22 protein-coding genes are annotated in these 25,644 nt (G+C 68.0%); 10 read left to right on the top strand and 12 right to left on the bottom strand.

Annotated features, from left to right (window positions below):
- Nucleotides 1-15 precede the first annotated feature (15 nt).
- Nucleotides 16-1,326 carry a homoaconitate hydratase family protein gene (locus tag G6R31_RS06530; RefSeq protein ID WP_026138683.1) on the bottom strand — a complete coding sequence of 437 codons (1,311 nt, stop codon included), beginning with the start codon at nt 1,324-1,326 and terminating at the stop codon, nt 16-18.
- A 150-nt stretch (nt 1,327-1,476) separates the two neighbouring features.
- On the opposite strand from G6R31_RS06530, the gene G6R31_RS06525 reads away from it, so the two are divergent.
- The 4 genes from G6R31_RS06525 (at nt 1,477) to G6R31_RS06510 (ending at nt 4,221) form a co-directional block, all read left to right on the top strand.
- Nucleotides 1,477-2,229: a fumarylacetoacetate hydrolase family protein gene (locus G6R31_RS06525; protein WP_025567563.1), complete on the top strand. Its 753-nt coding sequence runs from the start codon at nt 1,477-1,479 to the stop codon at nt 2,227-2,229.
- 31 nt (nt 2,230-2,260) lie between these two features.
- Nucleotides 2,261-2,797, top strand: a complete 537-nt coding sequence (locus G6R31_RS06520; protein WP_017869520.1) for a DinB family protein — start codon at nt 2,261-2,263, stop codon at nt 2,795-2,797.
- Entirely contained in the window at nt 2,794-3,234 is a 441-nt protein-coding gene (locus G6R31_RS06515; RefSeq protein ID WP_017869519.1) for a hypothetical protein, read from the top strand. The genes G6R31_RS06520 and G6R31_RS06515 overlap by 4 nt, the downstream gene beginning before the upstream one ends.
- 276 nt (nt 3,235-3,510) lie before the next feature.
- Nucleotides 3,511-4,221 (top strand): VIT1/CCC1 transporter family protein, encoded by a 711-nt coding sequence (locus G6R31_RS06510; protein ID WP_017869518.1) that lies wholly within the window; start codon nt 3,511-3,513, stop codon nt 4,219-4,221.
- A gap of 293 nt (nt 4,222-4,514) precedes the next feature.
- On the opposite strand, the gene G6R31_RS06505 is transcribed toward G6R31_RS06510, so the two are convergent.
- The 4 genes from G6R31_RS06505 to trhO all read right to left on the bottom strand — a co-directional run bounded on the left by G6R31_RS06505 (nt 4,515) and on the right by trhO (nt 10,018).
- The gene (locus G6R31_RS06505; RefSeq protein ID WP_017869517.1) at nt 4,515-6,641 is read right to left on the bottom strand and encodes an endonuclease; all 2,127 of its coding nucleotides are present in this window, start codon (nt 6,639-6,641) and stop codon (nt 4,515-4,517) included.
- Between the two features lie 260 nt (nt 6,642-6,901).
- The gene (gene sstT, locus G6R31_RS06500) at nt 6,902-8,122 is read right to left on the bottom strand and encodes a serine/threonine transporter SstT (protein ID WP_026138682.1); all 1,221 of its coding nucleotides are present in this window, start codon (nt 8,120-8,122) and stop codon (nt 6,902-6,904) included.
- 313 nt (nt 8,123-8,435) lie between these two features.
- Nucleotides 8,436-9,125, bottom strand: coding sequence for a histidine phosphatase family protein (locus tag G6R31_RS06495; RefSeq protein WP_152423485.1), 690 nt, complete (start codon nt 9,123-9,125; stop codon nt 8,436-8,438).
- Complete coding sequence (gene trhO, locus G6R31_RS06490) at nt 9,122-10,018, bottom strand: oxygen-dependent tRNA uridine(34) hydroxylase TrhO (RefSeq protein ID WP_017869514.1); 897 nt, start codon at nt 10,016-10,018, stop codon at nt 9,122-9,124. Before trhO ends, G6R31_RS06495 begins: the two co-directional genes overlap by 4 nt.
- A gap of 32 nt (nt 10,019-10,050) precedes the next feature.
- On the opposite strand from trhO, the gene G6R31_RS06485 reads away from it, so the two are divergent.
- From G6R31_RS06485 to radA, 4 genes are all read left to right on the top strand, one after another.
- Complete coding sequence (locus G6R31_RS06485) at nt 10,051-10,809, top strand: class I SAM-dependent methyltransferase (protein WP_017869513.1); 759 nt, start codon at nt 10,051-10,053, stop codon at nt 10,807-10,809.
- A 27-nt stretch (nt 10,810-10,836) separates the two neighbouring features.
- Entirely contained in the window at nt 10,837-12,924 is a 2,088-nt protein-coding gene (locus G6R31_RS06480; RefSeq protein WP_164993971.1) for an ABC-F family ATP-binding cassette domain-containing protein, read from the top strand.
- A gap of 238 nt (nt 12,925-13,162) precedes the next feature.
- Complete coding sequence (locus tag G6R31_RS06475) at nt 13,163-13,450, top strand: DUF2087 domain-containing protein (RefSeq protein ID WP_017870812.1); 288 nt, start codon at nt 13,163-13,165, stop codon at nt 13,448-13,450.
- Nucleotides 13,451-13,452: 2 nt separating this feature from the next.
- Complete coding sequence (gene radA / locus G6R31_RS06470; protein WP_017870811.1) at nt 13,453-14,811, top strand: DNA repair protein RadA; 1,359 nt, start codon at nt 13,453-13,455, stop codon at nt 14,809-14,811.
- 199 nt (nt 14,812-15,010) lie between these two features.
- Here the strand turns inward: radA and G6R31_RS06465 are convergent, their stop codons facing one another.
- The 4 genes from G6R31_RS06465 to pyrR form a co-directional block, all read right to left on the bottom strand.
- Nucleotides 15,011-16,261: a dihydroorotase gene (locus tag G6R31_RS06465; RefSeq protein WP_017870810.1), complete on the bottom strand. Its 1,251-nt coding sequence runs from the start codon at nt 16,259-16,261 to the stop codon at nt 15,011-15,013.
- Nucleotides 16,258-16,839, bottom strand: a complete 582-nt coding sequence (locus G6R31_RS06460; RefSeq protein WP_161617970.1) for a hypothetical protein — start codon at nt 16,837-16,839, stop codon at nt 16,258-16,260. Before G6R31_RS06460 ends, G6R31_RS06465 begins: the two co-directional genes overlap by 4 nt.
- 313 nt (nt 16,840-17,152) lie before the next feature.
- Nucleotides 17,153-18,082 carry an aspartate carbamoyltransferase catalytic subunit gene (locus G6R31_RS06455; protein ID WP_017870807.1) on the bottom strand — a complete coding sequence of 310 codons (930 nt, stop codon included), beginning with the start codon at nt 18,080-18,082 and terminating at the stop codon, nt 17,153-17,155.
- Entirely contained in the window at nt 18,079-18,630 is a 552-nt protein-coding gene (gene pyrR / locus G6R31_RS06450; protein WP_017870806.1) for a bifunctional pyr operon transcriptional regulator/uracil phosphoribosyltransferase PyrR, read from the bottom strand. Before pyrR ends, G6R31_RS06455 begins: the two co-directional genes overlap by 4 nt.
- A gap of 358 nt (nt 18,631-18,988) precedes the next feature.
- Between pyrR and G6R31_RS06445 the strand changes: the two genes are divergently transcribed.
- Complete coding sequence (locus tag G6R31_RS06445; RefSeq protein WP_017870805.1) at nt 18,989-19,477, top strand: Hsp20/alpha crystallin family protein; 489 nt, start codon at nt 18,989-18,991, stop codon at nt 19,475-19,477.
- Between the two features lie 156 nt (nt 19,478-19,633).
- A complete protein-coding gene (locus G6R31_RS06440) occupies nt 19,634-20,821 on the top strand; it encodes a DUF4384 domain-containing protein (protein ID WP_017870804.1) in 1,188 nt (395 codons plus the stop codon).
- A 217-nt stretch (nt 20,822-21,038) separates the two neighbouring features.
- Here the strand turns inward: G6R31_RS06440 and G6R31_RS06435 are convergent, their stop codons facing one another.
- The 3 genes from G6R31_RS06435 to G6R31_RS06425 form a co-directional block, all read right to left on the bottom strand.
- On the bottom strand, nt 21,039-22,016 hold the full coding sequence (locus tag G6R31_RS06435) for a hypothetical protein (protein WP_017870803.1): 978 nt from the start codon (nt 22,014-22,016) through the stop codon (nt 21,039-21,041).
- Nucleotides 22,017-22,144: 128 nt separating this feature from the next.
- Complete coding sequence (locus G6R31_RS06430; protein WP_025567101.1) at nt 22,145-24,388, bottom strand: ATP-dependent Clp protease ATP-binding subunit; 2,244 nt, start codon at nt 24,386-24,388, stop codon at nt 22,145-22,147.
- Nucleotides 24,389-24,574: 186 nt separating this feature from the next.
- Nucleotides 24,575-25,597 carry a PIN/TRAM domain-containing protein gene (locus G6R31_RS06425; RefSeq protein ID WP_017870801.1) on the bottom strand — a complete coding sequence of 341 codons (1,023 nt, stop codon included), beginning with the start codon at nt 25,595-25,597 and terminating at the stop codon, nt 24,575-24,577.
- Between the last annotated feature and the right edge of the window lie 47 nt (nt 25,598-25,644).

Genomic DNA, 25,644 nt, shown 5'->3' with positions numbered 1-25,644 from the left:
TGGCCGCTGATCGCTTCAGGCCGGGGCCAAGTCCCGCGTCAGGTCCTCCGGCAACGCCACGCGGCCCATCACGGCGGTCGCGGCGGCCACGGCAGGCGAGGCGAGGTAGATGCGGGCGTCCTTGTCGCCCATGCGCCCGATGAAGTTGCGGTTGGAAGTGCTTACGCAGACCTCGCCGGGGGCCAGCACCCCCTGGTGACGCCCCATGCAGGGACCGCAGCCCGGCGTGCCCAGCACCGCCCCCGCCCGTTGCAGGGTCAGCAGCGTGCCGTCCTCCAGCGCCTGCTCCATCACCCGGCTGCTGGCGGGAATCACCAGCAGCCGGGTGCCGGGGCTGACCCGCTGCCCGCGCAGCACCTCGGCGGCGGCGTGCAGGTCCTCGATGCGCCCGTTGGTGCAGGTGCCGATAAAGACCTGGTCCACCTTCAGGCCGCGCAGCTCGGCCACGTCGTGAACGTTGTCCACCTCGCTCGGGGCACTCATGCGGGGCCGCAGCGCCGAGAGGTCGAGTTCGACGTCTCGCACGTAGGTGGCGCCCGCGTCGGGGTAGACCCATTCGGGCACGTCGTAGCCGTAGTCGGTCAGGATGTCGCCGCCGGGCACGACCAGACCGGCTTTGGCCCCCGCTTCCACACACAGGTTCGCCAGCGTCATGCGCTCGCCGCGCGTGAAGCGGTCCCCGGCGTGAATCTCGACACTCTGGTAGGTCGCGCCGTCGGCCCCCAGCACGCGAATCATTTCGAGGGCCACGTCCTTGGCGCTCACGCCGGGGCGCAACTCGCCGCTCAGGGTGACCTTGACACTCTCGGGCACCCGCAGCCAGGTCTTGCCGCTCGCGGCGGCCAGGGCGATGTCGGTGGCCCCCATGCCCGACCCGAAGGCCGCCACCGCGCCGTAGGTGGTGGAGTGGCTGTCCGACCCCAGCACGATCCAGCCGGGCTGCGCCAGCCCCTCTTCCATCAGCACCTGATGGCAGATGCCGCGCCCCACGTCGAACAGCCGCACGCCCGTTTTCGCCGCGTACTCCCGCGCTTCCTTCTGCGCCTGCGCCACGCTGACGGTGCTGGCCGGGGCCACGTGGTCCACCACGATGCTCACCCGCTCCGGGTATTTCGGCGCGGCGCCGAGGTCGCGTTCCATCCGCTCGATAAAGCTCTGGGCGATGGAGTCCACCACCATCACCTGGTCCACCTCCACCACCGCGAGGTCGCCCGCGTACACGTCGGCGTCGCCTCGGCGGGAAAGGATTTTCTCGGCCATCGTCTGGGGCCGGGGCCGACCCGTCTGGGGAGAGGCCGCTGCGTAAGGAGGAACGCTGGTCGTCATGCCTTCCATTGTGGCTGTTCTGGCGGCCCGCAGCGTGAACTTGACTGGAATTGCTCCCTGAAAGACATCAGAGGTGCGAAAAAACGGCTCCCTGACTTTTCAAATGCTAGGCGTGGTCTGGCGGGATCGCCCGCCCGCTATGCTCGGTTCATGCGGATCGTTCGTGTGCAGCAGGAGGGCGGCCCCCGCTGGGGCGTGCTCGAAGACGACACCATTCACCTGACCGGGGGGCTGACCGGCCCGCGCACGGGGGAGACGCTGGCGCTCACGCAGGCGCAGCTCCTCGCGCCCGCCGAGCCGAGCAAAATCGTGTGTGTGGGCCGCAATTACCTCGACCACATCCGCGAACTCGGCAACGATACGGGCGACCTGCCGAGCGAACCGGGCATCTTTCTCAAGGGGCCGAACGCGCTGGCCGAACCCGGCGGCACGGTGGAGTACCCGAGCTGGACCGAGAACTTTCATTTCGAGGGCGAACTCGCGCTGGTCATCGGGCAGCGGGCCAGCCAGCTGAAGCCGGACGAGGCGCTGGGGGCGGTCCTGGGCTACACCTGTGCCCTGGACCTGACCGCCCGTGACCGGCAAAAGACCGACCTGCAATGGTTCCGTGCCAAGGCCGCCGACCGCTTTTGCCCGCTCGGTCCCTGGCTGGTCACGGACCTTGACCCGCGTGACGTGCGCGTGCAGACCCGCGTGAACGGCGAAATCCGCCAGGACGGGCGCACCAGCCACATGATTTTCGACGTGGTGCAGATTCTGACCTACGTGACCCGCTTCGTGACCCTCGAACCCGGCGACGTGGTGCTGACCGGCACCCCCGAGGGCGTGGGGCCGCTGCAGCGCGGGGACCGGGTGGAAGTGGAAGTGGAAGGCGTGGGCGTGCTCGAGACGCACATCGGCTGAGTGCAGCGGCTTCAGGCCTTAGACTGCCCGTATGACTGCCCCCCTTCAGGACCCTGCCATGCTCGCCTTCGTCGGTGCCACGCCCGCCGAGGTGGGGGAGCGCCTCAAGCGTGAACTCGACCTGTTCTGGCAGCACGTCCAGACCCGCCAGGGCGACTGGCAGCAGGTCCAGCCGGGCCGCGAGTGGTCGCCCGCGCAGGAAGTGGAACACGTGATGCTCATCAGCGGCGCCGTGACCGGCGTGACCCGCCTGCTGCTCTCGGACCGCCCGCTGCGTGCGGTGCCGCAGGAACCCGGCGTGCTCAAGGACGGCAAGCGGCAGGCCCCGGCGTCCGCGCTGCCGAGCGAGCAGGGCGTCGCCTGGGACGAGGTGGCGGAAAAGTGGGCGCAGAGCCGCGCCGCCGCCGAGGAAGTCTCTGCGCAGGTGCGCGCCACGCCCGACCGGACCTTCTGGCACCCCTTTTTCGGCGAGCTCGACGCCCTCGACTGGCAGCGGATGCTGGCCTCGCACGTCATGAGCCACCGCCTGCTGCTCGAACGCAGCGCCGGGCAGGGGCGGCAGGCATGACCCAGCCGTCCTCCACGACGGAAAAAGGGGTCCGCGGCTTCGAACTTGACATCCACGTCGCGTTCGTGGACCGCCTGCCCGAGGCGCAAGCGGTCACCACCCTGCGCGTGCTCGACGGCTTCCGGGTGGACCTCTACCGCCCGCACGCACAGGCCCTCCACCGTGAGCCGCTGCCGGAGCAGGGGGCCGAACTTCTCGGGGGCGGCGTGCCCTCGGCCCGGCTGACCGGCCCGCTGCGTGACGCCGACGCGGTGCGGGCGGGCCTGGCTGCCCTGCTCGGTGGCCCGGCCCGCTATGTGGAAGTCGGCGTGCGCGGCTTTCTGCGCAGCGCGGGCGGTCAGACTGAGTGGATGCCCTGGCGCCGCAACCGGGTGCTGGGGCGCGGCGACACGGCGCAGGTCGGCTTTGAAGAAGGCGTGCGCTACGTGCTGGAGTAAGGGAAAAGACAAGCAGGCCGCTGTCCCGATGGTTGGTGGATGGCGGCCTACTGCTTGGTGGGATCCAAACTATTTTTCAAAGTGGTATGAGTGGCGCGTACCGCCGCAACAGATGCTCGAGCGGTTCCAGATTGCGCCCCACCTGAATGACGTACTCGCCCTGACGGCGTGAGGCGACCAGCACGTCCCCTACCCGCTCCACGTCCCGCGCTGCATGAAGGGACGCTTGCCCACCGTTCCCCCGAGTGAGGGCGCCGCTGAGGCGATAATGACCGCGTGAGTAGCCCGACTTTTTCGCCGCATTCAGAGCAGCACAACACCGAGCGCATCGGCTGGCTGCGGGCCGCCGTACTGGGGGCCAACGACGGCGTGGTGTCGGTGTCGAGCATCGTGGTGGGCGTGGCGGCGGCCAGCGGCGTGAGCGCCGGCACCATCCTGCTCGCGGGCGTGGCGGCGCTGGTGGCGGGGGCCACGTCTATGGCCGCCGGGGAGTACGTCTCGGTGCAGTCGCAGGCCGACACCGAACAGGCCAACCTCGCCCTGGAAGCGCGCGAACTGCGCGAGCAGCCCGAGTACGAGTTGCAGGAACTCACCGACATCTACGTGGCGCGCGGTGTGGACCCAGTGGTGGCGCGGCAGGTCGCCGAGCAGCTCACCGCTGCCGACGCCCTCGGCACCCACGCCCGCGAGGAACTGGGCATCACCGAGCAGCTTCGGGCGCGGCCTTTTCAGGCGGCGCTGGCTTCGGCGCTGGCGTTCATCACCGGGGGCATTCTTCCGGTGATCGCGGCGGCGCTGCTTCCTCACCACCTCGTCAGTGTGGGTGTCACCGTGGTCACCCTGCTCGCCCTGCTGCTGCTCGGCGCCCTGGCCGCCTACGCGGGCGGCGCCAGCCTGTGGAAAGGGGCGCTGCGCGTGACGCTCTGGGGCGCGGCAGCGATGGCCCTGAGCGCTCTGGTGGGCAGCCTGTTCGGAATTAAGGCCTGATAAGATTTTAATCCGATTCCCGAACATCCGGAAAGGCGCCGGATGCCCGTCCATCTCCTTAAAACCGTATTTTTTCCATGCGCTCCGCGCAAAATTGCGCCCGGACATGTCCTGGACTCAATTTGAATCCGTATTTTTTCCTACTCGCATCTGCTCGGATTGAATCTGAAACTACCAGATTCAATCGGAATCCGTATGAGCCGAGCGCCGCGCCAAGGCGCAAAAAAAGCACGTCCGGGGAGAGTGCCGGACGCGCTCCGCTGCGTTGTCGGCAAAGGGTGCCCGGAGCTTTCCTAGCGCCCCAGCCCTTCCTCGAAGGCGATCTCCTCGGCCCACTCGGGGTGGTCGATCAGCGGGTTGCGGTTGCCCTGGCGCTCGAAAATCGCGGCGTTGCGGTGGCGTTCCCAGTCGCCGGGCGGGTCGGCGCGGTGCCAGCCGAGCAGGGTCTGCAGGTGCCGCTCGCTGTAGGTGCGAATCACGCCGGGATACCGCAGCAGGAAATACAGCGTGGCGCGGGCCACCGCTCCCTTGCCGTTCGCGGGTTCGAACTCGCCCGGCTCACGCTTGCCGCAGTCGGTCCGCAGCGCCTCGCCGTAGTCGGGAAAGTCGAAATAGGGCGTGTTGCCCCGGAACGAGTTGCAGTTCGGTTCGCAGGAAAACAGGTGGTGCAGGTCGCCGCGCATCGGCTCGCGCTTGGCGTACCAGCTCTGCGGCACCACGTGCTCGCAGTTGTAGGGCACGGCGTCTTCGAGGGTGTCCACGTCCAGCCCTTCTTGCGCGGCCAGCCGTTCGCGGCGTTCCTGCGCGGCGAGGTCGGCGGCGATGAACTCCTGCGGGTCGTGCTCGCTGGCCGAGTAGATGGACCGCAGCTTGCCGTCGGGCCACACGTCCACCCAGGGATAGACCTCGCCCGACGGGTTGTAGCGCGGCTGAGCCTTGTGGGTGCGCGTGAGCAGTTGCGAGAGGGCCAGAAAGCGGGCCTGTGGGGAGCGGGCCTGGGGGGTCTGCGCCGTGACGCCCGCGTAGTACCGCTCGGCCTGCTGCGCGTCGTCGGCGGGCAGGTAGGGGCGCTCACCGCCGGGCTGCGGGGTGTGCGGGGGGGGAGGGGTGAGCGGGCCGCTGTCCGTTCCCGTATCTGGCCCGTCGTCGGGAAGGGGTTCGGGTTGGGGGGCAGGTTCAGGGCGGGGCGCGGGCTTCGTCTCGGGGGCCTGCACCTGAAACTTCAGCGTGACCGGCACTGTCAGCGCCCCGTCCGCTCCGGCGCTCAGCGTGCCGAGGTCGATGACCCGCGCCGCCTGCGCCTCGCTGGGGTCGGCCTGCGCCGCCGTCGCCGGGGCATGGGCCAGCACCGGCCCGCGCGGGCTGACCTGGGGACTGCCGATGAGCGGTGGGCGCACTGGCGAGAGGATGTCTTGCACCAGCGCCTTGCCCTGGGCGTCGGTGCGGGACTGGAGGTCTTCGAGCAGGCGGCTGACGCGCACGCCTTCGTTCGCCACCCAGGCGATCTGGTCGCCCGAATCGCCCGTCCGCAGCGGCTGACCGTTGCGCTTGAGCACCTGCCCTTGGTCGTTGCGCCGGGGCACGCCGCTGTGGTGCAGCGCCACCACTTCCCAGGCGTCGTTGAACACTGGGCTGCCGCTGCTGCCGGGCGCGGTGTCGGTTTCGTAGTGCAGGAAGTCGGGCAGGCGGTCCACCAGCCGGTTTTCGCGCAGCGCGACCTGCTTGGGTTCGCCGCTGGGGTGCTGAATGATGCTCAGCGCCTCGCCCAGCACGTTCTTGTCGGCGCTGCCGTAGAGCGGAAGCCAGCCGAAGCCCGACGGGTCGCCCTGCACCGCCACGAAGGTGTAGTCCAGTTCTTCCGAGGTCAGAAACAGCCGCTCGGGGTCCAGCGCGAACGTCGTGCGCTCCAGCAGCGTGCCGTCGCCGCGCAGTTCGTAGTCGAACTCGATGACCGATTGCCGCGCCGTCTGCGTGTCCCCCAGCACGTGGTTGTTCGTCACCATCACCTGCGGGCTGCACAGCCAGCCGGTCCCGAAGCCCTGGGTGCGGCCCCGGCTGTCCCGGATGACCACCCGGCACACCGCCCGCGAGCACGAGCGGGCCTGGTCCAGATAGCCCACGTTCACGAGGTCGTTGGCCCCCAGCACCCGCTCGGCGGTCAGGCGAATGTCTTCGGGCAGGTGCTGCGCCACGCTTTTCACGTCGGCTTCGCCCTGCGCCACCGCCTGCGCCTCGGGCTGCGGCACGCCCAGCCGGGTCAGCCGCGCTTCCACCCGTTCGGGCGACTCGGCGGCCAGCGGGCCACCCACGTTCAGCCGTTGCAGGCACGCTTCGCGCTCGGGGTCACGCCGAATGAAGCGGGCCTGCGTTTCCTGCAAAACTGCGCTGGGAACGTCCATACCGGGGGTGGTGGGGTCCATGCGGCGAGTCTAGAGCAGTTCTCCGAATTACGTGATGCGCGGAACGGCACCCCGCATCACTCCATTCTCCGCCCTGCTCCGTGTTTTGCACTCGCTCTCTGCGAGCTGTCCCAGTCCGCTCGCCAAAAAGACATTGCGTCTTTTTGTCAAATGCTCTAGAGGCTCAGTCCTCATGCCGGAACAGGGAAGCATGAACAAACGCCTCCCCGTCCGTGTGGAGGGAAGGCGCCGCAGGGGTGAATTTCAGAGACGGGTGAGCTTCAGATGCTCGCCGCAGGTCGCCTGGACAGGTCCGCCGCCGCCGTGAACAGCACGTCGGTGGAGGAGTTGAGCGCCGTTTCGCACGAGTCCTGCACCACGCCGATGATGAAGCCCACGCCCACCATCTTCATGGCGATTTCGGCAGGAATCCCGAACAGGCTGCACGCCACCGGAATCAGGAGCAGCGAGCCGCCCGCCACGCCCGAGGCGCCCGCCGCGCTGACCGCCCCCACCACGGCGAGCAGCAGCGCGGTGGGCAGGTCCACCTGAATACCCAGCGTGTGCGCCGCCGCCAGCGCCATCACGTTGATGGTGGTCGCCGCGCCCGCCATGTTGATGGTCGCGCCCAGCGGAATGGACACCGAGTAGGTGTCTTCTTCCAGCCCCAGGCGCTCACACAGCGCGAGGTTGACCGGGATGTTGGCCGCCGAACTGCGGGTGAAAAAGGCGGTCAGGCCGCTCTGGGCCAGGCAGGTGAAGACCAGCGGGTAGGGATTGCGCCGCAGCTTCCACCACACGATGAGCGGGTTGAGCACCAGCGCGATAAACAGCATGCAGCCCACCAGCACCAGCATCAGGCGGCCATAGGTGGCGAGCGCGGACAGGCCCGTTTCCGCGACGGTGGAGGCCACCAGCCCCAGGATGCCCAGCGGCGCGAAGGCGATAATCCAGCGCACCAGCGAGGACACGGCGTCGGCGGCGTCGGCAAAAAAGCGCTTGGTGGTGTCCGACGCGGAGTTGCGCAGCGCCAGCCCCAGCAGTGCGGCCCAGAACAGCACGCCGATGTAGTTGCCTTCCAGCAGCGCCCTGAGCGGGTTGGCGACAAAGTTGAGCAGCAGGTTTTGCAGCACTTCCAGCACGCCCGAGGGCGGTTTGATGTCACTCGCGGCGGCGGCGGTCAGCCCCGGAATGGTGGTCGGAAACAGGAAGCTGAACACTACGGCGCTCAGCGCGGCGGCGAACGTGCCCAGGGCGTAGAGCGCCAGCACGTCGCGCGTGTTGTTCTGCTCGCCCTGGCGCTGGTTGACGAGGGCAGCGATGACCAGCACCAGCACCAGCAGCGGCGCGATGGCTTTGAGCGCCCCCACGAACAGCGTGCCCATCAGCCCGGCGGCGCGGCCCGCCTCGGGCGAAATCAGGGAAATGACGACGCCCAGCACCAGGCCGATCAGAATTTGCGCCACCAGATTCAAACGGCGCAAAGCGGAAAATATACCCATGTTGCCTCTTTTCTTTCAAAAGTCCGGGCGCACGGGCTGGCGGAGAGGGAATTTGCCAGGGGCGCCGCTGACCGCGCCCTGCCCGGCACGCCTGGGGCGGGACAGGAACGGGCGCGAACACTTGGACCGGCCCACTCACTGTGACACACCGGGCGCCGGAGCGTCACTGAACCCGGTTCAAGCGTCGGGCCTGGCGTCCGTCATCTCTGGCCGTGCCTACGGCGGGCGTTCGCCACGAAATATGCCTGAAAAGCTTACGTTCAGTCGGCCAGTTCTCTTGTGTGATTTCGGAAGAATGGGCATGACAAGAAACCTATTTTTCAAGCCCCGTCAGATGCCCGGCCTGCGCGACCTCGGCGCTCAGCACCTCGCGACTTACCGGGTCCACCGTCAGCAGCGAGTACGCCGTGTTGACGTGCAGGTAACGCCTGGACCGGAACTCGGCCTGATAGTCCAGCCCCAGCAGCCGCGTGAGCAGCGCACTGATGGCGATGCCGTGCGACACGAGCACCAGGGTCTGACCGGGCGCAGGCCAGTGGGCGAGCGCATGGGCGTACATCCGTTCGCCTGCCGCCTGCGGGGTTTCGCCGCCCGGAGCGCAGCACTGCGGGTCGCCGCCCCAGAACTGGGCGTGCAGTTCGGGGTGGCTGAGGGCGAGGTCGTCCAGCCGCTGCCCTTCCCAGTCGCCCATGAAAATCTCGCGCAGGTCGGTGAAGGTGTGCAGCGTGCCGCCGAGTTCACGGTGCAGCGCCTCGGCGGTGGCGTGGGCGCGGCGCAGGTCGCTGCTGTGGAGGGTGGGGGCGCGGATGCCCAGGCCCAGCAGGTGCGCGGCGAGGCGGCGGGCCTGTTCGTGCCCGGTGTCGTCCAGCGGGGTGTCGGCGTGGCCCTGCAAGCGGCCTTCGTGGTTGTGCGTGGTCTGCCCGTGGCGCACCAGAATCAGCCGGGCCGGTTGCGCTGGGTGTCGTGCCGTGCCCTCTCCTGTGCCCCCTCTTGCGCCCGTCACCGTTGACCCGTCTCGTAGGCCCGTTGCCGGTCCCGGAAGGCGGCCTTCTGCGCGTCGGTGGTCCGGTGGAAGCAGTGTTCGCAGCTCACGCCTTCCTCGAAGTGCGGGTGCTGCCGCTCCTCGGTGGTCAGCGGCCAGCCGCACGAGTGGCACATGACCGCGCCGCCTTCCCGTAGCCCGTGCCCCACCGTCACTCGCCCGTCGAACACGAAGCATTCGCCGTCCCAGCGGCTTTCGCTCTCGGGCACGTCCTCCAGGTACTTCAGGATGCCGCCCCGCAGGTGGAACACGTCCCGGAAGCCCTTTTGCAGCAGCAGGCTGGTGCTTTTCTCACAGCGGATGCCGCCCGTGCAGAACATGGCGATTTTTTTGCCCTCGGCGCCGCTGAGGTGCTCGTCCACCCACGCCGGAAACTCGCGGAAGGAGTCGATTTCGGGGTCCACCGCGCCCTGAAACGTCCCGGCTTTGACCTCGTAGCGGTTGCGGGTGTCCACCACCAGTACGTCGGGGTCGGCCAGCAGCGCGTTCCACTCGTGCGGGTCGAGGTAGGTGCCGACCCTTTCACGCGGCGCCACCGGCACCCCGAGGGTCACGATTTCCTTTTTCAGCCGCACCTTGAAGCGTTTGAAGGGCTGTTCGCTCGCCTGCGACTCCTTGTATTCCATCTGCTCGAACCCGGCGGCGAGCAGGAAGGCGCGCAGTTCGGCCACCGCCGCCGCGCTTCCCGCCACCGTGCCGTTGATGCCTTCCGGCGCCACGATCAGCGTGCCGCACAGCCCCAACTGCTCCCCGAGCGCCCGCAACTCCTCCCGCAGCGCGGCGGGGTCGGGCAGGGCGCGAAACTGGTAGAGGGCGGCGACGGTATACGGCTCGGCGGGGTGAGGCTCTGGCACGGGAGGGATGATAGCGGGCGGTATTCTGACCCGTGTCCACCGTCCACAACCCCTTCGCCACCGCCGACGCTGCGGAGCGTTACGCCGCCGGGCGCCCCGCCTTTCATCCGCTGGTGCTCTCCCGGCTCGCTCCGCACCTGAAGGGCCGCGACCTGGGGGCGGACGTGGCGTGTGGCACGGGCCTGTCCAGCGTCTCGCTGGCCGAGCTGGTGGCCGAGGTCCGGGCCTTCGATGCCTCCGCCGCCATGCTCGTGCAGGCCGCGCCGCACCCCCGCGTGACCTACGCGCAGGCGCCCGCCGAAGCGCTGCCGCTGGAGGGCGACGTGCTGGACGTAATGACCGTCGCGCAGGCGTTTCACTGGTTTGACCGCGCCGCTTTTCTGGCTGAGGCGCGGCGCACCCTGAAACCGGGCGGCGTGCTGGCGCTCTACGACGACTTTTTTCTGGGGGAAATGGAAGGGCAGCCGGACTTCGGTGCGTTCGCCAAAGCCTACATCGCCCGCTACCCCACCCCGCCGCGTCACCGCGAGCCGTTCGGCGAGGCCCAGGCGCAGGCCGCCGGATTCACCTTCCATGAGGAGCGCTGGAAGCACCCCCTGGCGCTCACGCAGTCGCAACTTGTCGCCTACCTGTTGACCCATTCCAACACGCTGGCGGCGACAGAAAGCGGCGCGGCCACCCTGAACGAGATTGCGGCGTGGCTCGGCGGGCAACTCGCGCCTTTCTACGCGGGAAGTGGGACGCGGAACGTGGTGTACGGGGCAGTGCTGACGGTGCTCAGGCGGCAATAGGTCCGCGCTCTGCTACCCTCCTCCCCGATGTCCACCCTGCTCAGTGCCGAGGAACTGACCGTCGTCTACGGCGAGCGGGCGGTGCTGGCGGGCGTGTCCCTGAGTGTCGGGCGCGGCGAGCGCGTGGCCCTGCTCGGGCGCAACGGTGCCGGAAAAACAACGCTGCTGCGGGTGCTGACCGGCGAACAAAGGGCAGACGAGGGCGAGGTCTGGCGGGCCGAGGGGCTGCGCGTCGCCGTTCTCGCGCAGCACCACGCCTGGCCGCCGGGCCGGACGGTGCGGGAACTGGTGGACGCCGCGCATCCCTACCGCGAAGCCGAGGCAGAGCTGCTGTCGCTGGAAGCCGACCTGGGCAACCCCGACGCTCTGGCCGCCTGGACCGAGCTGCACGCCCGCCTGGACGCCGCCGAAGCCTTCGCGTGGCCGTCGCGGGTGCGGCGGATTCTGGGGATGCTCGACCTGACGCGCTTTCTTTCCCGTGAGGCGGCCACCCTCTCGGGCGGCGAACGGACGCGGCTGGCACTGGCCCTGGCGCTGGCCCGCGAACCCGACCTGCTGCTGCTCGACGAACCGACCAACCACCTCGATATCCGCATGCGCGAGTGGCTGGAAGGCTGGCTGCTCGCCTTTCGCGGCGGGGTGCTGCTGACCAGCCACGACCGCGATTTTCTGGACGCCGTCGCCACGCGGTCCCTGTGGCTGGAAGAGGGCGAGGCGCAGGAATACGCCGGGGGCTACAGCCGGGCGCGGGCGCAGCGTGACCTCGAGCGGCGCACCCGGACCCGCGCCGCGCGGCTGAGCGAACAGGAGGCCGGGCGCCTGCGCGACAGCGTGGAGTGGCTCGACCAGCGCGGCAAACGCTCGGGCGCTCTCAAGACGCGGGCCGGGCGCGTGCCGGTCACCGAAGCGCCACTTCCCGAACGTCAACTCCGGATGCGCCTGCTGGCGGGCACGGCGCGGGCGCGGGTGGTGGCCTGGGGCGAACACCTGAGCAAAAGCTACGGCGAGCGCGTCATCCTTCGGGACGCCGCCTTCAGGCTCCGGCAGGGTGACCGTGTGGCGCTGATGGGCGCGAACGGCACCGGCAAAACCACGCTGATGCGCCTGCTGGCGGGCGAAACCTTTCCCGACGAGGCCTTTCCCGACCAGACGCAGCCGCCCCCGGTCCTGCGGGTGGCGAGCGGGGTCACGGTGGCCAGCCTCGACCAGACCTGGCACGGCCTGACCCCGGGAGAGGGCCTCCACGCGCAGTTCGAGCGCCGTTTCGGGCGGCAGACGAATGCGCTGCTGGGCCGCGCCGGATTCACCCAGGCCGACTGGCCGAAAACCCCCGAGCAGCTTTCCGGGGGTGAACGGGCGCGGGCGGGGCTGGCGCTGGTCAGCGGGCTGCGGGCCGACCTGCTGCTGCTCGACGAACCGACCAACCACCTCGACGTGGAGGCCCTCGCTGCGCTCGAAGCTGCCGTGCACGCCTACGCCGGGGCGGTGGTCATCGTCACCCACGACCGCCGCTTTGCCCGCGAGGTCGCCAACCGCCTGTGGGTCATCGAGGACACCGAACTGCGCGAGGTGTCCGGCTGGGGCAGCCGCGAGTACCGCGACCCGGCCCGCCTGCTGGAGGGCGACCCCCCGCCCCCCCCGCCGCCGCCCACGCCCCGGCAGCGCCTCGCTCACCTCGAAACCCGGCTGGCCGACGTGCGACGCGCCCTCGACGCGCCCCCCGGCACGCTGACAGGCCGCGAGGAAGCCCGGCTGCGCTCGCAGGCGCACCAGCTCGGGCACGCGCTCTACGACCTCTACGCCGAAGTCTTCGGCGCCCCGCAGTGGGACGCCCAGGTCCGTGAGCCGCCTCTGACCGTCCGCGCCCAGCGGCTCGGGGAGCGCGGCGGCATGTTCTGGGCCGCCCGTGACGAGGGCTGCCCCCACCTCGCCTGGGACGGCGAAACCCTGCGCTTCTCGGCTCCGGCCCCCGCCTGGTACGGCGCGGCGCTGCTCGGCGGGGCGCTGCGGATTCTGTTCGAGCACTGGAACGTCGGCAAGGCCCGGCTGGGCGAAGGTGGCCCAGTCATGAGGCGGCGCGAATGGTTCGAGCGTATAGGACTGGTGCGGGAGTAATACGGATTCCGATTGAATCTGGTAGTTTCAGATTCAATCCGACTTGCAAAGCTGCGCAGCAGAGCGGATGCGAGTAGGAAAAAATACGGATTCCGCGATATGGATGCACAGGCGGCGCCTTCCCAACTGTACAGGCCCGACTGTGCAGGAATGAAGCGGAATCCGTATAAGAAGACCCCTGCCCCAAATCGTGCCCCCAGGTTCGCCCCCGGCAGACCCCCTCCGCTATCCTCTGCCCATGACCAAGTCCATCCACGACTTTCAGGACGAGTTCGGGCGCATCACCACCTGGCCCAGTGACCGCCGCCGCGCCCACCAGCTCGCCATTCTCGACCACCTCAAGAACCTGTTCGAGTCCGGCGCGGGCTACAGCCGTGAGCAGGCCACCCAGCTCCTGAACGACCACACCACCCTGGAAGACCCGGCGCTGCTGCTGCGCGAACTGATCGAGGGCGATTACCTCGCTTCCGACGGCGACGTGTTCTGGCGGGCCGATGGCCGCCCGGCTGCGGGCCGGGGCAGCTGAGGGTGGCGAAACTCAAAACCAACTATGTCTGCACCTCCTGCGGCTACCAGTCGGCCAAACCGCTGGGCCGCTGCCCGAACTGTCAGGCCTGGAATTCTTTTGAAGAGGAAGTGCCCACCGCCTCCACCTCCGGCAAAAGCGGGCGCGGGGGCCTGGGCGGATACGGCGGCGTCAAGGGTGGCAAGCTCACCCCGCTGTCCGGCGTCGGACGGCGTGAGGAACCCCGCACCTCCTCGGGCATTCCCGAACTCGACCGGGTGCTCGGCGGCGGGCTGGTCGCGGGCGGCGTGACCCTGATCGGCGGCGAACCCGGCATCGGCAAAAGCACGCTGCTGCTGCAAGTCGCGGACAAGGTGGCCGCGCGTGCCGCTGAACGGGGGGGCGGCACCGTGCTGTATGTGGCGGGCGAGGAGTCGCTCGAACAGATTCGCCTGCGGGCCGACCGCCTCGGCGTCACGTCCGACCTTCAGATGACCCGTGACACCCGCGCCGAACACATCGCCGCGCTGCTCGAAGAACACAAACCCGCGCTGTGCATCGTGGATTCCATCCAGACGGTGACGGTGGAGGGCGAAGGCGCGCCCGGCGGCGTGGCGCAGGTCCGTGACGGCACCGCCATGCTCACGCGGGCGGCGAAGGAAACCGGCACGGCGACGGTGCTGGTCGGTCACGTCACCAAAGACGGCACGGTGGCGGGGCCGAAGGTCATGGAACACATCGTGGACACCACCGTCTTTCTGGAAACGGTGGGCGCGTTCCGGCTGCTGCGGAGCGTAAAAAACCGGTTCGGGCAGGCGGGCGAACTCGGGGTGTTCGAGATGAGGGGCGAGGGGCTGATTGCGGTGGACAACCCCTCGGCGGCCTTTCTCGCCGAGCGGCCCCTGGACGTGCCCGGCAGCGTGGTCGCGGCGACGGTGGACGGCCAGCGCCCTATGCTGCTCGAAGTGCAGGCGCTCGCCTCCAAGACGCCGTACCCCAACGCCCGGCGCGTGGTCGTCGGCCTCGACCCCCGGCGCGTGGACGTGGTGCTGGCGGTGCTGGAGCGGCGGCTGGACCTCACCCTCGGCGGGCTGGACGTGTACGTCAACCTCGCGGGTGGCCTCAAGGTGCCCGACCCGGGCCTCGACCTCGCGGTGGCGCTCGCCGTGTACTCGGCGGTGGTGGGCCGCGCCCTGCCGCAGAACGTGGCGGTCTTCGGTGAGGTCGGGCTGGCGGGCGAAGTCCGCTCCACCCAGATGGCCCTGCGCCGCGCCGAGGAAGCGGGCCGCGCCGGATACGAACGCCTGGTGGTCCCGCCGGGCCTCGACGGGCAAGCGGGCGTAAAAAGTGTCGAAGAAGCCGTGAAAGCCGTCTGGCGCTGAAACGGCTCAACGAAAAGCCCCCGGTGCTGGCCGGGGGTTCTTTTTGCCTTTACCAGATGGGACTTTATACGGATTCCGATTGAATCTGGTAGTTTCAGATTCAATCCGAGCGGATGCGAGTAGGAAAAAATACGGGTTACGCGATATGGATGCACAGGCGGCGCTTTCCCGACTGTGCAGGAATTAAGCGGAATCCGTATTACGCCCGCTGGAACGCCACTTTCCCGTCCACCACCGTCAGCAGCGGGAAGCCGCGCAGCTTCTGCCCCTGCCAGGGCGTGAATTTGGCCTTGCTCTTGAACTCGGCGGGGTTGACTTCGCGCTCGGTGTTGAGGTCCAGCACCACCAGGTCGGCGTTCTCGCCTTCGTCCAGCGTCGGCACGGGCCAGCCCATCACGCGGGCGGGGCCAGCGGTCATCAGGTCAATCAGTTTGGGCAGCCCCAGCTTCTCGCCAAAGCGCGTCCACATCACCGGAAAAGCGACTTCGATGTAGGCGATGCCGAACGGGGCGTCCAGCAGGTCGCGCTCCTTTTCAGCACGGGTGTGCGGCGCGTGGTCGGTGCTGATGCAGTCCACCGAGCCGTCGAGCAGCCCTTCCAGCAGGTGGTCGGCGTCGGCCTGGGTCCGCAGCGGCGGCGCGACCTTGTACATCGCGTCGAACTCGCGCAGTTTTTCGTCGGTCAGGTCAAGGTGATGCGGGCAGACTTCGCAGGTGACGGGCAGCCCGCGCCCCTTCGCCTCCCGCACGATGTCCAGGCCGCGTGCGGTGGAGAGGTGCTGAACGTGCAGCCGCGCTCCGGTCTGGGCGACCAGTTCCATGTCGCGGGCAATGCGGGCGGCCTCGGCAGCGGCGGGGTTGCCGGGCAGTCCCAGCGCTTCGGAGACTGGCCCCTCGTTCATCACCCCGTCGGCCCGCAGCGTGGCGTCCTCGGCGTGAACCGAAACCACCATGCCCAGGCTTTTGGCGTATTCCAGCCCCAGCCGCAGCACCCGCGCATTTTCGTTGGTGCGCCCGTCGTCGGTAAACATGACCGCGCCCGCATCACGCAGGTAGGTCAGTTCGGCCAGCGCCTCACCTTTTTGCCCCTTCGTCAGCGCGGCGGAGGGCCTCAGGCGGGCCAGACCCAGCCCGTTCGCCTTCTCGATGAGGCTGCGGACCAGCGCCGGGTCGTCAATCACGGGCGAGGTGTTGGGCATGCAGACCACCGTGCCGTAGCCGCCCGCCGCCGCCGCCGCGAGGCCGCTTTGCAGGTCTTCTTTTTCGGTCTGCCCCGGCTCGCGCAGGTGGGCGTGAATTTCGAGGAAGGCGGGCGCGACGGTGCCGCCTTTGCCGTCCAGGACGTCACCTTCGGCGGGCAGGTTCCAGCCTTTGATTTTGCCGTTTTCTACTGTGACGGACTCGGTTTTATCCGAGCCGACGCGCTTGATGTTGGTGATGGTCAGGGTCATGGTTTCTCCTTGGTGAAGTGGGGGCCGCATTGGTCGGCAGTGAAGTAGCGCATGGTGCCCAGCGGGACGGAAGCGTCCGCCGAACGGCTGATAGAAACAGCGATGGTCGGCCCGCGCCCCAGCAGGTTGCCGGGCAGCACCGCACACTCGCCCACCGCATAACGGGCGCTGCTGCGAAGGCCGAGGCTGGCGCAGTCGGGCGGCATCAGATAGGTCCACGGGGACTTTTTCTGCTGCTGTTGAAAGGCGAGGAGAGCTTTTTCCAGGTCGAGTTCCAGCTGCTCACTGACGGGAGACTTCCGGCGATACTCCACGCGCGTGCCGCCGGAGACGGGCTGGATGATGATGCTGGCGGGAGTGCCCAGACCGTTCCAGGTGATACGGATTCCGATTGAATCTGGTAGTTTCAGATTCAATCCGAGCGGATGCGAGTAGGAAAAAATACGGATTCCGCGATATGGATGCACAGGCGGCGCTTTCCCGACTGTGCAGGAATTAAGCGGAATCCGTATGAGTTGTCGCCCGTTCCCAAAAGCTTTGTCCGTACCTGGATAGGCTTTCTTGTAGAGGTCAAGCACCGTTCCCAGAGGGGCGCGGTACAAGAGGCACTTCACGAATTCGGACGCGGCAGTCCGGCAGCTCAAGTTTTGCTGCGGCAGTTGCGCGATTCTCTTCCTCGCCGCACGCTGGGCTTCGGGCCAAGTGGCCTGCTCGCAAGTCAGCGCCCAGCCCCAACCGGACAAGCCCCAACCGGACAAGCACAGGAGGAAAACGGCTGACGCTCGCCTGCTCATCTGACCTTCGGCAATTCGCCCGCCGACACCCGCCGCGTGCCGTTCTTGTCGCTGACGGCGGCCGTTTCACCACCGGGCAGCGCCAAGGCCCATTGCATTACTCCCGCCCGACCAGCAGGTGGTACAGCACGCTCATCCGCACGGCCTGCCCGTTTTCCACCTGGTTCAGAATCCGGCTGCGCGGCCCGTCTGCCGCCTCGGAGCTGATTTCCAGGTCGCGGTTCATGGGGCCGGGGTGCAGCACGATGGCCCCGCTCTCGGCCTCCTGCATCAGCCCTTCGTTGACCTGATAGGTGTCGGCGTACTCCTGCATACTCGCCAGATAACCGCCGTTCATGCGCTCCTGCTGGAGTCTCAGCGCCATGACCGCGTGTGCGCCGCGCACGGCCTCGCGGGGGTCGGTGGTCAGGCGCACGCCCGGCAGCGCGGCGAGGTCACGCGGCAGCAGGGTCGCCGGGCCGCACAGTACGACTTCCGCGCCCAGCTTGGGCAACAGTTCGGCGTTGGAGCGGGCCACCCGCGAGTGGCGGATATCTCCGATGATGGCGACTTTCTTGCCAACGAGTTCGCCGTATTCCTGCCGAATGGTGTAGGCGTCGAGCAGCGCCTGGGTGGGGTGTGCCCGCCGCCCGTCGCCCGCGTTGATGACGGGTTTACCGCTGTACTTGGCGACCAGATGCGCTGCGCCCGAAGCGTGGTGCCGGACGATGTAGGCGTCCACCTTGTAGGCGGTCAGCACCTCCAGCGTGTCGCGTAAGGACTCGCCCTTGCTGACGCTGCTGTTTCCGGCGGCGAAGGTGAGCACGTCGGCGCTCATGCGGCGGGCGGCGAGTTCAAAACTCGTGCGGGTGCGGGTGGAGTTCTCGAAAAAAGCGTTGCAGACGGTCAGCCCTTGCAGCGCCGGAACCTTCTTCACCGGGCGGTCAAGCACCTGAAGCATGGTGTCGGCGTTGTCGAGAACGGCGTGCAGGCGCTCGGGCGTCCAGCCCTGAAAGTCGAGCAGGTGTTTGGGACGGGGGCCGGTCATCGCAGGTACTCCATCTCGTACAGTTCCACGATGTCGATGCCGTCGGTTTCCTGCAACTTGACCTTGACGATTTCGTGCTTGGCGGTGGGCAGGTTCTTGCCCACGTAGTCGGCACGGATGGGCAGTTCGCGGTGGCCCCGGTCAATCAGCACCGCCAGTTGGATGCCCTCGGGCCGGCCCAGGTCGATCAGGGCGTCGAGCGCCGAGCGGACCGTGCGCCCGGTGAACAGCACGTCGTCCACCAGAATCACGCGGCGGTGCGCGAGGTCGAACGGCACCTGCGTTTCGCGGATGATGGGCTGCCGCGCCACTTCCGACAGGTCGTCGCGGTAGAGGGTGATGTCCAGGCGGCCCTGCGGCACCTCCACCCCCTCCAACTCGCTGAGCTTGGCGGCGAGGCGCTCGGCAAGGGGGATGCCCCGGGTATGCACCCCGATGATGGCGAGGTTCTCGGCCCCCCGGTTGCGCTCCACGATTTCGTGGGCAATCCGGGTCAGGGCGCGGCGCATCTCGTCGCTGCTGAGGATGATCGCCTTGGGGATGCTCATGAGTTCCCCGGCACAAAAAAATAGCCGCCCAGCGCGTGCTGACGGCTCAGTTGAACATTCTGCATAAAGCTCCTTCTCCTGCCTCACGGGGCGTGCCACATTGGGCGGGTGTCGTCTCACAGGACGACGGAGAGAAAGGCGGGGGCACGGTGCCCAGGCCACCCGGAAGCATAGCAGGCCAGAAGGAAGAAGGCGGGGGAGAGGCGAGGGGTCAGGCGCCATCAGGACGCACGCACCAAACTTGACACAAATGCACTCAAGTTTTAGGATGACGGTACTTGAGCGCAGGTGGCTCAACTTTCTACTTCTCTCCCGGCTACTCCACTCCCGGCCACTTCACTCTCAGGAGGAACAGACGATGATGCGATTTGATCCTTTCCGTGAAATCGAAGAACTGACCCAGCGCATGGACCGCGCTCTCGCGTCCGGCGGCACCCAGACCACCCGCTTCGCCCCGCCGGTGGATGTCCACGAGGACGAGCAGGGCCTCGAAGTCACCCTCGACATCCCCGGCGTCCGGCCCGAGGACATTTACATCGAGGCCGAGAACCAGACGCTGACCGTGCAGGCCGAGCGCCGCTACAACCGCATCGACAGCCGCACCGCCCACCGCGTCGAACGGGCCTACGGCACCTTTACCCGCACCTTCAGCGTGCCCGCCAAGTACGACCTGACCAAGGTCGAGGCCGACTTCGACCACGGCACCCTGTCTCTGCGCGTGCCCCGCAGCGAGGCCGCCCAGAAGCGTTCCATCAGCGTGCGCAGCGGCGGGCAGCTCGCGCAGCCCAAAACCGTCGAGGCCGCGCAGCCGGAAACGGAAAAGACGGAAAAGAACGTCACCGAATAGTCCATCTTTACCTTTTCGGGAGGGGAGCAGCAGACGTAAAACTGCTGTCCCCTCCTGCTTTTTGGCGTTTGCAGCCGGGCGGCGTGACCACCCGGATGAAGACTTTCAGCGCGGGCCTTCAGTGAGGGGTCAGTTTCCGCCCCTACAGTGCGCGGCATGAACAAGACGAACAAGGCGCTCAGCGCCACGTTGGCCCTCGGCCTCGGCCTGACCCTCTCCGCCGCGCACGCCAGCCCCGCCAAGATCACCGCGCAGAGCATCATCGTCAACCCGGTGGTGACCGAGCTGAAGGTGGACGTGTGGACGAACAAGGATGCCACGGGCAACGCCAACCCGGTCTATCAGAAGGGCGAAGCCATCAGTGTCGGCGTCAAGGTCAACAAGGATGCCTACGTCTACCTGTTCAACGTCAACGCCGACGGCGCTATCGACCTGTTTTTCCCCAACGGCTACGAGGAAAGCAACTTCGTCAAGGCCGGAACGACCCGCACCCTCCCCGGCCAGGGCGCCAAGTACACGCTGAACATCGGCGGCCCCGACGGGCAGGACAAGCTGCTGGCGCTGGCGAGCCTCAAGGCGCTGACCCTCGACGACATCGCCAAATTCGTGGGTGACCAGGGCTTCGCGCAGGTGGGCGTCAAGGGGCAGGAGAACCTCGCCAAAGCGCTGAGCATCGTCGTCAACCCGCTGCCTGCCAGCAGCTGGGTGACCGACGTGGCGAACTTCCGCGTGACCGGAACCCAGGCGACCACCCCCGCCAAGCCCGCCCCCAACGTGGGCATCGCCCCCGGCGAGCGGCAGGACGGCACGGTGGACAGAGCGATGGCCGACGCCTACGACCGTCTGCGCGGTGAGGGCAGCCTGGGACAGGCGACCACCCACGCTGTCCGCTGGGGCGACGGCTGGTGGCAGAAGTTCAGGGGTGTCGGGGCTTACGGAGACGCCGCCCTGCTTCACGCCAACGGCAGCAGCCGCGCCTACGCGGTTCACGGCGCGATTCTCAAGCGGTACCTCGACCTCGCCCGGGCCGAAAACGGCGCGACCCGCCCCCCCAGCCGCCTGGGCTGGGCCGCGGGCGACGAAAAAGTGATTCCGCGCAACGCCTACGGCACCAGCGGGCTGTACGGGTTTTTCCAGAATGGGGCGCTGTACTCCACCGAAAAGTACGGCACCTTCTGGCTTCAGGGCCCCGTGCTTAAGACCTATCAGGGGCTGGGCGGCAGCGGCTCGTTCCTCGGCTTCCCCGTCCGTGACCAGTCCCTCAATGCCGGTGCCTGGACCGCCGACTTCGAGGGCGGCAGCATCCGTACCGTGAACGGCGTGCCCAAGGTCTACCGCAAGTAAACCCCTTCTCACCGGGCGCGACAGGTTCGTTTCTCTGGCCCCGCGCCCGCTTTCTCCTCCCACCTCGCGTGGGTCTGAATGTCCGCCGGTTCGGCCTCGCAGGAAAGGCTGCCTGTCTGCCGCGCCTCTCTTCAAGCCACCTTCAGGGAAATCCAGCCTGCCAGCAAAAAGCCCCCGGCACACGCGGCGCGGGGGCTTTTTGCGTGGCGGGAGGGCCTCAGCGGCCTTCGCGCACCTCGTCGAGCAGTTCGCGCACCAGGTCCAGGGCGCCGGGGCCGAGTGGCGAGCGCGTCACACCGAGCAGGATGCCCAGTTTGTCGCGCCGGGTGCTGCTCAGGTGCGCCCAGCGTTCCAGGTCGGTGCGGGCGACGCGGGCCGACTCGTCCCGCAGAAACCGCACGGCGCCGTCGTAGTACCCGGCCTGCACGGCGGCGCGGGCACGCTTTTCCTGCTCGACCAGGCCCAGGCCCCGGGTGGCGACCAGCATCCGTTTGGCCTCGGCTTCGCCGCCAAAGCCGTAGAGCTGGTCGAGGTGGTAGATGGCTTTGGGAAAACGCAGCCCGGCACTGGCCCGCCAGGCGTGGGGCAGGCGAATCTCGTATTCCGGCCAGCGCTCGATGTGGGTCAGCAGCGCCGGGTACAGCCACTTCACGGCGATGTCCCGGGCGTCGGCCAGGGCCAGCAGTTGTTCGCGGGGGCCGTGTCCGGGGCCGGTGTAGGCGGTCAGCGCCGCGCGGTGCGCTTCGGCTGCCCCGAACAGCAGTTCGCTGCGGTACTCGGCCAGTTGCGCCTCGCTGAGGTTCCAGAGCGTGCGCTGAATCCGCCCGAAAAAGCCGGTGGGGTCGTAGGCCACCCGCGCCGTCGCCAGCAGCGCCACCGGCGCCTCGGGCCGCGCCACTTCCCAGTCGCGCCAGAGTTCGAGCTGTTCGTAGGGATAACGGTGCAGCGTCACGCCCGAGCGGGTTTCGGTCTGCGCCGAGAGCAGCCCGCGCTCGAAGGTGATGAAGGTGGGAACGCTTCCGGCCCAGGCCAGTTCGCTGCCGTAGCTTCCGGCCTGCGCGACAGCCCGGACCTTGCGGTCGGAGACGAGCCGCTCGCTCAGCCGCTCGGGGGAGGGTCTGTCTTTGGTGAGGGATTCTTTGGGTTGTCGGGTCGAACGGGTCCTGCTCTGCTTGCTCTCGCTGGGTTCCGGCACGCGCCTTCTTGCCTCCTGCCCCAGCATAAAGACTTGGAAGTGCCTGGAAGAATGAAAGAGATGAGGAACACCCCAAAATCGGGGCGCTCCTCTGAAGGGGTGCCTGAAGCTGAAGGGGTGCCTGCAGCTCAGGCCAGAATCTGAGGCGGGGCCGAGCGCTCGGTCTGCTCGAACTCGATGCTGTCTTCACCCAGCACCACCCGCAGGTCCCGTGCGCCCTGTTCCACGAGGTAGAGCGCCAGCGGGTCTTCGAGTTCCTCGCGCAGCAGCGTGCGCAGTTGCCGTGAACTGCCCACCGCGTGCTTGGGCGAACGTGCCCTGAGCTTGCCCACCACCCACGCGGCGATGGCCGGGTCGAAGGTCACGTTCAGTTCGCGGCTGGCGAGTTCTTCGCGCATCTCGCCCAGCAGTTGCTGCGCGACCCGCACCAGTTCTTCCTCGCCCAGCGACTTGAAGCGAATCACGTCGTCGAGGCGGTCGAGAAATTCGGGCGTAAAGATGTTGCGCAGCGGCGCGTTGGAGTCGGGCGTCACGGGCGAGAAGCCCACCGTGGGGTTGACGTTGAAGCCGGTGTTGCTGGTCATGATGATGACGGTGCGGCGGAAATCCACCGTGCGCCCCTGTCCGTCGGTGAGGCGCCCGTCGTCGAGCACCTGCAGGAAGGTGTTGTAGATGTCGGGGTGCGCCTTCTCGATTTCGTCGAGCAGGATGACGGAAAAGGGCTGACGGCGCACGGCCTCGGTGAGCCTGCCCCCCTGCTCGAAGCCGACGTAGCCGGGAGGCGACCCGATGAGCTTGGAAATCGAGTGGCCTTCCTGAAACTCGGACATGTCCACCCGGATGAGCGCCCGTTCACTGCCAAACAGGGTGCGGGCCAGCGCCTTGGCGAGGTGGGTCTTGCCCACGCCGCTCGGCCCCACGAACAGGAAGCTGGCCGACACGCGGGCGCGTCCGCCCAGACCCACGCGGGCGCGGCGCATCGCACTCGTCAGCGCCCGGACCGCTTCGGCCTGACCGTACACCTGCTCGCCGAGCTGCTCCTCCAGGTCCACGAGTGCCGCGCCGGTTTCCTCGGAGTAGATGCCGCCCATGGAATTGATGACGCTTTCCATGTCTTCTCGCGTCACCATCGGCTCGCCGCTCTCGGTTTCGCCCACCGGCAGGCCGACACTCATGTTCAGGCGAACGCGGCTGGCGGCCTCGTCGATCAGGTCGATGGCCTTGTCCGGGAAGTTGCGCCCCGGCAGGCTGCGCTCCCCGATGCGAACGGCGAGTTCGAGCGCCGAGTCGGGAATCTGCACGCCGTGGTGCTCCTCGTACCTGGGCTTGAGGCCGCGCAGGATTTGCAGCGTTTCGGCGGGGCTGGGTTCGAGCACGATGACCGGCTGAAAGCGCCGTTCGAGCGCGGCGTCTTTTTCGATGTAACGGTGGTACTCGCCGGTGGTGGTCGCGCCGATGACCTGAATCTCACCGCGTGACAGCGCCGGTTTGAGGATGTTCGCCGCGTCGAGCGTGCCTTCCGCGCCGCCCGCGCCGACCAGGGTGTGCAGCTCGTCGATAAAGGCCATGACCTTGGCGGTGCGCAGCTCCTCGATGATCTGCCGCAGGCGCTCCTCGAACTCGCCCCGGTACTTGGTGCCCGCGACCACGCCGCTCAGGTCGAGGCTGATCAGGCGCACGCCGTGCAGCGACGGGGGCGTGCGCTGCTCGTGAATGGCGAGTGCCAGCCCTTCCACGATGGCGGTTTTGCCCACGCCGGGGTCACCGATCAGCACCGGGTTGTTCTTGGTGCGCCGGGTCAGGATCTGGGTCACGCGCCGGATTTCCTCGCTGCGCCCGATCACCGGGTCGAGCTTGCCTTCACGCGCCCATTTGGTCAGGTCGCGGCCATATTCGTCGAGAAAAGGCGTGGGGACGGGCTTGCTTCCCTTGCCTTCGCCGCCGCTGTCCTCGGCCAGAATGCGCCAGCGAATCGTTTCCACGTCCTTGGTGAGGTCCTGCAGGATGCGGAAGGCCACCCCGTCGCCTTCCCGGATGATGCCGAGCAGGATGTGCTGGGTGGAGGTGGTCTGCGACCCCAGGGCGCGGGCCTCGGCGCCCGAAAGTTCCATCACCCGGCGGGCGCGGGGCGTGATGCTCGGGGCGTCGTTCAGGCGGCTGCCTTCGCCCCGGCCGATGATGTCTTCGACCTTGCGGCGCAGCGAGTCGAGGGTGGCGCCGAACTCGCCGAGAATCTGCGCGGCGCCGCCGCCCTCGCGCATCAGCCCCAGCAGCAGGTGCTCAGGCCCGACCATCGCGTGCCCGAGACGGTTGCCCTCCTCGCGGGCGTAATGGAAAACGAGCCGGGCGCGGTCATCAAATCGATTGGTCATAGGGCGCTACTCCCCCTTGTGGTGTCCTGGCGAGAAATCTGGAGCGTGGTGTTCTGCATTTTGCGCCTTCTCGCCGTGAAGCGGAGGGCAGAGCGGACGCGGCAGGGACCAGGCCCGTGCAGCATAGCGCCCGCCCCGGACGCGGGCAGGTTGACAGCTCACCATCTGCGGCCCGGTGTGCCGGGGTCAGGGCTGCTCGCGGTCGAGCTTGGCGAAGATCATCCGGCCCACGTTGGTCTGCATGTTGTTCACGACCACCACGCGGGCGGGCTTGCCACGCAGTTTCAGTCCGTCTTCCACGACCACCATCGTGCCGTCTTCGAGGTAGCCCACGCCCTGCCCCTGCTGCTGCCCGCCCTTGCTGATGGTGACGGCCAGGGTATCGCCCGCCTGAAGCTGCGGGCGCAGCGCCACCGCCGCCTCGTGGATGCTCAGGACGTCCAGACCGTGCAGCTTGGCGACCTTGGCGAGGTTGGTGTCGTTGGTCAGCAGCTTGGCGCCGGTTTCGCGGGCCAGCCGGATCAGCTTGTCGTCGGTGGTGGGCAGGTGGGGGTCGTCCCAGTCCTCGATGCGCAGGGGCCGCAGCGCACGCAGTTCCTCCAGCACGCCCAGCCCCCGTTTGCCCCGGGTGCGTTTGTTGGCGTCCGCATTGTCCGACAGCGTCTGCAACTCACGCAGAATGAACGCGGGCACGATCAGGTCGCCGTCCAGAAACCCCGCCTGCGTCAGGGCCACGATGCGGCCATCGATAATCACGTTGGAATCCAGAATCTTGCCGCCGGGCTTGCGCCGCACCTGCGCAAAAGCGAGCGCACCGAACGCGTCGGCGTTGCGCACCGCGTAGGTCATGAAAAAGGCCGCCAGAAGCGCGGTGGCGCCCACGCTCAGCAGCCAGGAGTAGAACGGCAGGCCGCGCAGCAGATTGGTGAGCAGCACGCTGAGCAGCAGCGCCACGATCAGGCCGAAGGTGGCCGCCGCCACGGTGGTCGGGGCCAGGCGCTCGTACCACGCCCGGAAGCGTTCCGCCCAGCGCCGCGCCACCTTTTCGGCGCGGGGGGCCAGCAGCAGCGCCGACAGGGTCCCGGCCAGCATCAGGCTGACGGTGTTGATGACGGCGGTTTCGGGCGAACCGCTCAGTGCCAGAATCTGCCCGCCGCTGTATCCCAGAACCAGCCCCAGTACCATCAGGGCAAGACGAAAGAACATCATGCGTTCGCCAGTGTACCCGCTGCCCGCCCCAACCTTGAGGCGGCCCG

Origin of the sequence: Deinococcus wulumuqiensis R12, from assembly GCF_011067105.1 — a bacterium.
Lineage (GTDB): Bacteria > Deinococcota > Deinococci > Deinococcales > Deinococcaceae > Deinococcus > Deinococcus wulumuqiensis.
The sequence above is the reverse complement of the archived record's forward strand: the minus strand, read 5'-3'. Positions and strand labels throughout refer to the sequence as shown.

Bases quoted from the DNA above. Each gene is read 5' to 3' on its own strand.
- G6R31_RS06515 (WP_017869519.1), top strand. From the start codon at position 2,794: ATGACCCAGCCGTCCTCCACGACGGAAAAAGGGGTCCGCGGCTTCGAA.
- sstT (WP_026138682.1), bottom strand. From the start codon at position 8,122: ATGGGTATATTTTCCGCTTTGCGCCGTTTGAATCTGGTGGCGCAAATT.
- G6R31_RS06445 (WP_017870805.1), top strand. From the start codon at position 18,989: ATGATGCGATTTGATCCTTTCCGTGAAATCGAAGAACTGACCCAGCGC.
- G6R31_RS06505 (WP_017869517.1), bottom strand. From the start codon at position 6,641: ATGGACCCCACCACCCCCGGTATGGACGTTCCCAGCGCAGTTTTGCAG.
- G6R31_RS06430 (WP_025567101.1), bottom strand. From the start codon at position 24,388: ATGACCAATCGATTTGATGACCGCGCCCGGCTCGTTTTCCATTACGCC.
- G6R31_RS06525 (WP_025567563.1), top strand. From the start codon at position 1,477: ATGCGGATCGTTCGTGTGCAGCAGGAGGGCGGCCCCCGCTGGGGCGTG.
- pyrR (WP_017870806.1), bottom strand. From the start codon at position 18,630: ATGAGCATCCCCAAGGCGATCATCCTCAGCAGCGACGAGATGCGCCGC.
- G6R31_RS06455 (WP_017870807.1), bottom strand. From the start codon at position 18,082: ATGACCGGCCCCCGTCCCAAACACCTGCTCGACTTTCAGGGCTGGACG.
- G6R31_RS06480 (WP_164993971.1), top strand. From the start codon at position 10,837: ATGTCCACCCTGCTCAGTGCCGAGGAACTGACCGTCGTCTACGGCGAG.
- G6R31_RS06530 (WP_026138683.1), bottom strand. From the start codon at position 1,326: ATGACGACCAGCGTTCCTCCTTACGCAGCGGCCTCTCCCCAGACGGGT.
- G6R31_RS06440 (WP_017870804.1), top strand. From the start codon at position 19,634: ATGAACAAGACGAACAAGGCGCTCAGCGCCACGTTGGCCCTCGGCCTC.
- G6R31_RS06520 (WP_017869520.1), top strand. From the start codon at position 2,261: ATGACTGCCCCCCTTCAGGACCCTGCCATGCTCGCCTTCGTCGGTGCC.
- G6R31_RS06465 (WP_017870810.1), bottom strand. From the start codon at position 16,261: ATGACCCTGACCATCACCAACATCAAGCGCGTCGGCTCGGATAAAACC.
- G6R31_RS06425 (WP_017870801.1), bottom strand. From the start codon at position 25,597: ATGATGTTCTTTCGTCTTGCCCTGATGGTACTGGGGCTGGTTCTGGGA.
- G6R31_RS06475 (WP_017870812.1), top strand. From the start codon at position 13,163: ATGACCAAGTCCATCCACGACTTTCAGGACGAGTTCGGGCGCATCACC.